We start from the raw sequence: 8,739 nt of genomic DNA on the forward strand, positions 1-8,739 counted from the left end.
TCGCAAAACAAAACATTTGCAATCATCATGACCTAGATCTACATGACTTTTACATTATTGATACTATCTATTAGAAAATCTGCAAGTCTTATTTTCCAGTAAAGTATTTAACCGCTGACGCGAACAGGTGCTGGTCTTTATTTCCTGGGATATTTTGGAAAAGACCTTCCTCATAACGTTCTGAGTGGCCCATCTTACCGATGATTTGGCCGTTCTTGCTGGTAATTCCTTCGATGGCATGGACAGAACCATTCGGATTGTACTTAGAGTCCATACTTGGTTTGCCGTCAAAGTCAACATATTGGCTAAAGATTTGACCATTGTCACGGAGCTCTGCAAATTCCTCAGCTGTCACGACAAACTTCCCTTCACCGTGCGAAACAGGAATGGCATGAATCTCACCAACTTCCACTCCAGCAAGCCATGGTGAGTTAGTATTGGCAATGCGAGTTTCCACCATCTTGGCCACGTGTTGGTTGGCATCATTGTAGAAGAGGGTTGGGCTAGTACTGCTGGCCTCTTCGAAGTTCCCGTATGGAAGAAGACCTGATTTGACCAAGGCCTGGAATCCATTACAGATACCGATAATCAAGCCACCACGGGCAATAAAGCTGTCAATAGCCACACGGACTTTTTCATTGAGCAGGATGTTGACAATAAACTTAGCGGATCCATCTGGCTCGTCCGCAGCTGAGAATCCACCTGCAAAGAAGAGAATGTTTGCCTTGCCGATGTTGTCAACCATAGTTTCAACTGACTTGACAATAGCCTCTTCATTCAAGGTCACAAATGGCAGCAAGTTTACCTCTGCACCTTCTTTCTCAAAGGCCTTGGCTGAGTCATATTCTGAGTTGGTTCCTGGGAAGACTGGGATGTAAACCACAGGTTTTTCAACCTTTTCTTTGGCTTTAATCACAACATCTGATACCACAGCTGGTACTTCAGCTAGTTCTTTAGCTTGGGCAAACTCTGTTGGGTAAACTTCTTCCAATTTGCCTTGGAAAGCACTGTCAAGCTTGTGTCCATCTAGCTTCACACCGTTGACAGTCAGTGTAAAGGCTGCTTTCGTTTGTCCAATCTTCTCTAATCCAGCAATTTCTTCAGGAGAAGTAAAGACAAATCCACCTAATTGTGCTGTCAAAGCCGTTTCTAGTTCAGGCAAGGTTACCTCTGCACCGATATGACTTCCAAAAGTAGCAAGTGCCAAACTTTCAAGCACACCGCCGTATTTAACAGCTGAAGCTGCTGTTACTTTGTGAGCCTTTTGAAGGGCTTCAAACTGAGCAAAGTTAGACTTAATCAAGTCAAAATCAATTTCTGCAGAGAGGGCTTGGCCTGGGATGTAGTAGATGTTTTCACCAGCATTCTTGAACTCTGGCGAAAGCACCTTACGGCTATCTGCCGTCGTCACTCCAAAGGCTACCAAGGTTGGTGGCACTGTCAATTCTTCAAAAGTACCAGACATAGAGTCCTTACCACCGATAGATGGCAAACCAAGCTGAATTTGTGCCTCGATAGATCCTAGGAGAGCTGCTACTGGCTGACCAAAACGCTCTGCTTGTTTATCCATGCGCTCGAAGTACTCTTGGTAAGAGAAGCGAGCCTTAGACCAATTGGCACCTGTTGCTGCTAGACGAGCTGTAGCTTCGATCACCGCATAGGCAGCACCGTGGTATGGAGACCATTCAGCTACATATGGGTTGAAACCTTGGGCCATGACTGATGCAGTATGAGTCACACCGTGTTGAACTGGCAATTTCTGTACAGAGGCCTCAGTTGGTGTGAGTTGATAGCGACCACCAAGTGGGTGATTAACCGTTGAACGACCAACAGAGCAATCAAAGATAGTCTGCAATCCTTTTTGACTCGCATGGTTGAGGTCAGATAGAACGGTAAGGGTATCTGCTTCCAGTGTTTCTACGCTTGTTGTACGCTCTTCTGGAAGTTTGACGTCCTTGTCCACAACCTTAGCATCGACAACCACTCGTACACCATTGGTATCAAGGAAACGACGTTCCAAGTCGACAATGGTTTCACCATTCCAGTGCATGACTAGATTTGGTTTTTCAGTCACTGTCGCCACCACAACAGCATCAATATTCTCTTTGTTACATTCAGCAACGAAGGCATCTACATCCTCAGGACGAACCACAACTGCCATCCGTTCTTGAGATTCAGAGATGGCAATTTCGGTACCATTCAAGCCCTGGTATTTAAGAGGCACCTTGTTGAGGTCAATTTCCAGACCGTCTGCCAATTCACCGATAGCCACACAGACTCCGCCTGCTCCAAAGTCATTGGACTTCTTGATAAGACGAGTGACAGCGCCATTACGGAAAAGGCGTTGAATCTTGCGTTCTTCGATAGCATTCCCTTTTTGAACTTCAGCTCCAGCAGTTTCCACGGACTCAACCGTTTGAACCTTAGAAGAACCTGTCGCTCCACCGACACCATCACGTCCAGTCTTACCTCCAAGAAGGATAATGACATCACCTGCTTCCGGTTTTTCACGGACAACATTGCCCTTAGGAGCCGCACCTACAACAGCACCAAGCTCCATGCGTTTAGCTACAAAACCTGGGTGGAAGTATTCACGAACATAGGTCGTCGCAAGCCCAATCTGGTTACCATATGAAGAATAACCATGAGCCGCTGTCTTAGAAATGACCTGTTGTGGCAATTTCCCAGCGCGAGTTTCTGAAATCGGTGCGGTAATATCTCCAGCACCTGAAATACGCATGGCTTGATAAACGTAGGAACGACCTGACAATGGGTCACGAATAGCACCACCAATACAAGTAGCCGCTCCACCAAATGGCTCAATTTCCGTTGGGTGGTTGTGAGTTTCATTCTTGAACATTAGGAGCCATGGTTCTTTCACACCATCAACGTCCACTTCGATTTCAACTGAGCAAGCATTGATTTCGTCAGACACTTCCATGTCATCCAAACGTCCATTAGCACGCTCATAACGACCGAAAATAGTCGCCATATCCATCAAGGTTTGTGGTTTTTCAGAACGCCCCAACTCCTCACGCATGGCAATATACTTGTCATAGGTCGCCTGCAATTGCTTTTGGAATTTAGAAGCTGAAAAGTCGATGTGTTTCAACTCTGTCTCAAACGTCGTGTGACGGCAGTGGTCAGACCAGTAAGTGTCCAAGACCTTGAGTTCTGTTTCCGTCGGCACCCGCCCGATTGACTTGAAATAGTCTTGGATAAAGAGCAAATCATCCACTTCCATGGCCATCCCTTGCTCAGCCTTGTAGCGAGCAAAGTCTTCTGCTGTATAACTTTCAAAGAAAGTCAATTTAGGAATGGTCTTGTCTGACTCAGAAAATTCCTGCTTGGCAATCCCTGTCGTGATGTCCTTGAAACGAGAATCAACTGGATTGAGCAAGTAGTTCTTGACCGCTTCTAATTCAGTCGCATCGATATCTTTATTGACCAAGTAAAGTTGGGCTGTATTAACTGTCACGTCACTAGAACTTCCCAGCAAAAGCAAGGCTTCCTGTGAAGATGCTGCACGCTGATCAAACTGCCCTGCTAGGCTTTCAATGGCAAAGAAAGCATAGTTAGCAAGATCCGCCTGTACAGCAGCTTCATCCAAGACATGGTCTGTCACCTGCTCAGAGAAGATGTGTTTCTCTGCAGGCGCAAACAAGCCCTCTGCCAAATCAAAGACATCATAGACTTGCACAATACGAATACTTTTCAAGCTTGAAAGTCCCAAGTTGTGCTGGAGTTCTCTCACCAAACTCTCTGACTTGACCTGAAAATCAGCCTTTTTTTCAACAAAAATACGTTTATCCATCAATCCTTATTCCTTTATTTCAGCTTTTACAATGTTCCAACGACCTTGAGGTTGTTATTTCAAACCCTGCAACTTTTCCCAGACAATCTCGTAAACATCTGTTAGTTCTCCCAATCCTCTACAGAGTGAAAAGGTCTGGGGGACCCTTTCAGCCTGAGTCCTTTTAGTTGAGAGACGAAGGTTTTCCGCTGCAAACAGATTATTTCAAACCTTGCAACTTCTCCCAGACAACTTCATAAACGTCTGTTAGCTCTCCTAATCCCCTACGGAAAACATCCTTATCCATGTGGTTGCCATCCGCATCCCACAAACGGCAGTTATCTGGTGAAAATTCATCTGCTAAGATAATCTTGCCATCCTTGTCAAAACCGAACTCTAGCTTAAAGTCAATCAACTTAAGCCCAATCTCAGCAAACCAGCCTTTCAAGAGTTCATTGATACGACGGGTTTCTTCCTTCAAGTAGGAAATCTGCTGGTCATCCGCAATCTGTAGGAATTTCACATGCTCATCATTGATAAATGGATCATCCAAATCATCATTTTTGTAGTAAAATTCAACAATCGGGGTCTCCAAGGCGATTCCCTCATCCACACCAAAACGTTTTGAAAAGGAACCAGCTGTATAGTTACGGAGCACGACTTCCAAAGGAATAATCTCAACCTTTTTATTGAGTTGTTCCGTGTCTGAAAGTTTCTCCACAAAGTGAGTCGCCACACCAGCCGCATTTAATTTCTCAAAAATAAAAGATGAAATCTGATTATTCAACACTCCCTTGCCCGCAATCTGCTCCTTCTTAACACCATTGAAAGCAGTCGCCTGGTCCTTGTAAGTTGAAATAATAAGATTTTCATCTTCAGTTGTATAGATATCTTTAGCTTTTCCCGAATAGATCAATTGTTTTGACATTTTAAAGTTCGCCTTTCGTATTACTTGAGCACATTCTACCATAAAAAACCTAAAATTACAAGAATTTAACCGAATAAATGATGATTGTGTGACAAAAATCGTAAAGAAAAAACTGCAAGAAGAATCTTTCTCACAGTTTTAAAATCATTTAACTCTAAAAACACGAACATTACTCTTTGTTCAAAAATTGATCCAAATAATAACGTAGGTAACTTTTCTTGCCCGTAATCATCTGCAGACGACCTTCCACCCCGTAACGAAGTTTTTCAGCCTGCTCCGAAGTTAGATTAGTCTCTGCCTCGATTTTAAAGAAATTCCCTTTTTCAGTCTTAGTAGCTGTCGCATCAATACTTGTAATAGTAGAATCTAGGAAAAGTTGATTCTTGGCATCATGAGTCGTCGTATAGCGAACAGAATCACCGACCTTGATCCTTGCTACATCTTTTGAACTAAGATAAGCTGTTACTTTGGCTTTCCCTTCTTTTTCCAAGGACGGATAGAGTTGGGCTAGTAGGGCACCTTCTGCTACCATGCTAGAATCACTGGTCTCAGGATTAAGATGAAGCACCCCATCCTCACTCGCCGTAATTTTCTCCTTGTCTAAAAGATTTCCCTGTACCTTCTTACCTGACTCCACCTCCAAGATTTTCTGGTCTAGAAGGGTCAATTCCTGACCAACCTTAGCCAAATGTTGGGATTTAAGGGACTCTAATTGACTACTTAAACCAGACGCATAGGCTTGCTGGGTACCTGAACCTGCATACTGAACACGGTAAGTAGCAAGACTAGATTCTAACTGAGAAAGCTGTGCTTCAACCTGCGCAACAGCCTGGGCCTTAGCTTGCGGATTTTCCTCGACCTGAGACTTGTAGGACTGGTAGAGAGAGTAGGCTAGATTCTGACTGGCCAAGGAAGCACCTGTTTCAATAGCTGACTTAGCTGTCTGGTAATCGCGAATTTTAGCCTCTGTTTGACTGATGAGATTGCCGATTTCGGCTTGGGTTTGGCTAGCTGCTGCATTCTGGGACGCGATAGTCTCATTTTGTTGCGATGTACTAGCCCTAAGACTGCCCGCTTGGCTGATGTAGTCGCGAAAGGTGGCTTGGTAGCCAAACTTATCCTCCTCTGGAAAGTGGTTCTCCCCTTCTTGCAGGCTCTTTTGCAAATACTCCAATTGCTTTTTTTGGTCCTTGAGCATGTCCAACTGACTAGCATAGGCCTCCGCTTGGACACCCTCTGCCCCTTCTTGATATTGAACCAACAGTTCTCCCTTTTTAACCAGCTTATTTTCTTCCAAATGATTGACAAGCATACGATTGTTGCTAGTTGACTGGATATTTGCAAGGATACGACTAGGTTCGACAGTAGCTCTAGTAGACAAACTCATCTCCTTCTCTGCAAATGTTGCAAATCCAAGCAAAAACACGAGCAGAAGGGACATGGGGACAATTACCCGACTGGAAAAATTATGGTAACGACGATTATAAAACTCCGCACTTTCTAAAAATTCTGGTTTCATCCTCTCCTCTTTCTAGCTATTGACCAAATGGGCGTAAAATCCACCCTGTGCAAGCAAATCAGCATGCTTTCCTTCTTCGACAATCTTGCCCTGATCCAAAACAACCACCTTCTCTGTCCGCTCAGCAATGGTCAAGCGGTGGGCGATGAAAATCAAGGTCTTGTCTAAAGCCATAAGATTATCGACAATCCGCTTCTCAGTCAAAATATCCAAACTGCTGGTCGCTTCATCCAAAATCAAGACCGGTGCATCTGTCAAGAGAGCACGCGCCAGAGCGATTCTCTGCCGTTGACCACCTGAAATCCCTGCCCCATCCGAAGTCAACTCTGTCTGGTAATTCAGTGGCATCCGCTCAATGTCCTCCCGAATCTCTGCTAACTCCACCGCCCGTAAGATATCCTCCTGAGTCGTCCCTTCCTTGGCTCCCAAAAGAAGATTGTCCAAAATCGTTCCGTTAAATACATAGGGCTGTTGAGGCAGATAGTTGATATACTGGCGCAGGGCTTTTTTATCAATCTGATTGAGATTGACACCACCCAGACTAATCTCTCCCTGACTTGGGTCGTAAAAATTAACCATCATCTTGGCCAAGGTCGTCTTACCTGACCCCGAAATCCCCACAAAAGCCACCTTAGAACCTTGTGGAATCGTCAAATTGATGTCTGACAAGACGTCTCGACCATAGCCATACTTGTAGGAAACCTGCTTGAAAGTCATCTCTCCCTTCATCAAGCTCAAATCCTCAACTGTTTTCTTCTCCTCAAACTCAGAAGCTACTAGATACACTTCATTTAGACGGTTATTGGCAACCTGCGCTGTCTGAAGCTTGGTTTGCAGGTTGATGATATTTTCCAAAGGATTGGTAAAGTAAACCAGCAAGGTATTATAGGTAATCAACTGCCCCAAACTCATTTTGCCATCCATGACTAAAACAGCTCCCATCCAGAGAATACCGACATTGAGCAAGAGATGGGCAACTTTTTTCAGAGCCTTTTGCTGACTCTCTGCCCGACTATAGGTAAAGGATTTCTTCAGATAATCCACAAATTCCTTGTCAATTTTTTGGTAACGCTGACTTTCACTGGTCAAAGACTTGATAGTCTCAATACCGTTGATGTCCTCAATGATAGAAGAAGACAGAACCGCATTGGCTTCCATGGTATCACGATTCATCTTTTCAAAAGGCTTCATAAAGGCAAAGATAATCACTGTATAGACAGGAAGTGCCAATAAAGTCATGAAAAAGAGATTGGTATTTTGTGAAAATAAAACAAGAGAAATAATGACAACCGTTGACACATCTAGGAAAATCGAAAGGATTGTCGAAGCCAGTGCATCGATGATACTGTTAGCATCCGTGAAACGAGACACGATTTCCCCTGTCCTGCGTGTCGCAAAGAAGGACATAGGCAGGTGAAAAACATGCTTGATATAGGACAAAATCACATCAATCGACAAGCGTTGCCCCAAAACAAGTAAGAGATACTCCTGAGCATAAGACAAGATCTGCTGAAGGATGTAGACAATCACCAGCCCAATAGAAATAATCCCAAGCGTCGAACGCATCTGATCTGGCACATAGGTATCAATGATAGACTGCAGATAGTAAGAACCCACAATATTAATCAAGGTTACCAAGAGTGTCGCCAAAACGATATTGGCAATCAAGCCACGCTGCTTCACTAATATAGGGATAAAAGAGAGCAGGCCATTCTTTTGATCCTTATGAGGCTTGTAGTCTGGACTAGGTGCCATAAAAAGAGTCACTCCTGTCCATTCTTCCGCAAAACGCTCACGTGGCAGTTTGGTCAATTTCACCCCAGGATCTGGATCGGCAATATGAATGCTATCCTTATCCTGCCCAGTCACCACATAGTAGTGGAGCAATTTTCCTTCCTTAAGAACATGGGCAACAAAAGGAAAAGTCAAATCTGGCAAGTCAAAGAGCGTCATATCCGCCTTAATGGCTCGCGTCTCAAAACCAATTTCCTCTGCCACCTTGACCAAGCCCAAAGCCGTCGTCCCATCCATAGTCGTCTTAGCCAATTCTCGCAAGTGAGCCAAAGAATAATAACTACCATAGTAGCCAAAAACCATAGCTAATGAAGCTACACCGCAGTCCATCTGATCCACCTGCGGACGATAGTGACGTTTCCCAAATTTCATCTTCATCTCCTTTTTCCTAATACTCAATGAAAATCAAAGAGCAAACTAGGAAACTAGCCGCAAGCTGCTCAAAACACTATTTTGAGGTTGTAGATAGGACTGACGAAGTCAGCTCAAAACACAGTTTTGAGGTTGTGGATAGAACTGACGAAGTCAGTAACCATACCTACAGCAAGGCGACGTTGACGTGGTTTGAATTTGATTTTCGAAGAGTATAAACTCATCTGATAATAACTATCTTACCCCAATCCCCAAACAAAAACTGGACTTCCTCCCCAAATGCGCCTATCTCCCTCCCAACTGCACTTTTTGGATAAGTCATAACCACCCGTG

Annotated in this window: 6 protein-coding genes; 1 reads left to right on the forward strand and 5 read right to left on the reverse strand. The window is 44.1% G+C overall.

Annotation, left to right across the window (positions count from 1 at the left end; all coding sequences use genetic code 11):
- Nucleotides 1-88: 88 nt before the first annotated feature.
- The 5 genes from HT708_RS02600 to comA all read right to left on the reverse strand — a co-directional run bounded on the left by HT708_RS02600 (nt 89) and on the right by comA (nt 8,406).
- Nucleotides 89-3,814, reverse strand: coding sequence for a phosphoribosylformylglycinamidine synthase (locus HT708_RS02600; protein ID WP_172925929.1), 3,726 nt, complete (start codon nt 3,812-3,814; stop codon nt 89-91).
- Between the two features lie 54 nt (nt 3,815-3,868).
- Nucleotides 3,869-4,012 carry a phosphoribosylaminoimidazolesuccinocarboxamide synthase gene (locus HT708_RS12300; protein ID WP_078934271.1) on the reverse strand — a complete coding sequence of 48 codons (144 nt, stop codon included), beginning with the start codon at nt 4,010-4,012 and terminating at the stop codon, nt 3,869-3,871.
- 1 nt (nt 4,013) lies between these two features.
- Nucleotides 4,014-4,721: a phosphoribosylaminoimidazolesuccinocarboxamide synthase gene (gene purC / locus HT708_RS02605; protein ID WP_050261351.1), complete on the reverse strand. Its 708-nt coding sequence runs from the start codon at nt 4,719-4,721 to the stop codon at nt 4,014-4,016.
- A gap of 169 nt (nt 4,722-4,890) precedes the next feature.
- Nucleotides 4,891-6,240, reverse strand: a complete 1,350-nt coding sequence (gene comB / locus HT708_RS02610) for a competence pheromone export protein ComB (protein WP_172925930.1) — start codon at nt 6,238-6,240, stop codon at nt 4,891-4,893.
- A 12-nt stretch (nt 6,241-6,252) separates the two neighbouring features.
- Nucleotides 6,253-8,406 carry a peptide cleavage/export ABC transporter ComA gene (gene comA, locus HT708_RS02615; protein ID WP_172925931.1) on the reverse strand — a complete coding sequence of 718 codons (2,154 nt, stop codon included), beginning with the start codon at nt 8,404-8,406 and terminating at the stop codon, nt 6,253-6,255.
- Nucleotides 8,407-8,432: 26 nt separating this feature from the next.
- Here comA and HT708_RS11685 point away from each other — a divergent pair, with 26 nt between their 5' ends.
- Nucleotides 8,433-8,624: a chlorohydrolase gene (locus HT708_RS11685; protein ID WP_226373104.1), complete on the forward strand. Its 192-nt coding sequence runs from the start codon at nt 8,433-8,435 to the stop codon at nt 8,622-8,624.
- Nucleotides 8,625-8,739: the final 115 nt, after the last annotated feature.

Origin of the sequence: Streptococcus sp. 3613 (assembly GCF_013277375.1) — a bacterium.
Classification (GTDB): domain Bacteria; phylum Bacillota; class Bacilli; order Lactobacillales; family Streptococcaceae; genus Streptococcus; species Streptococcus pseudopneumoniae.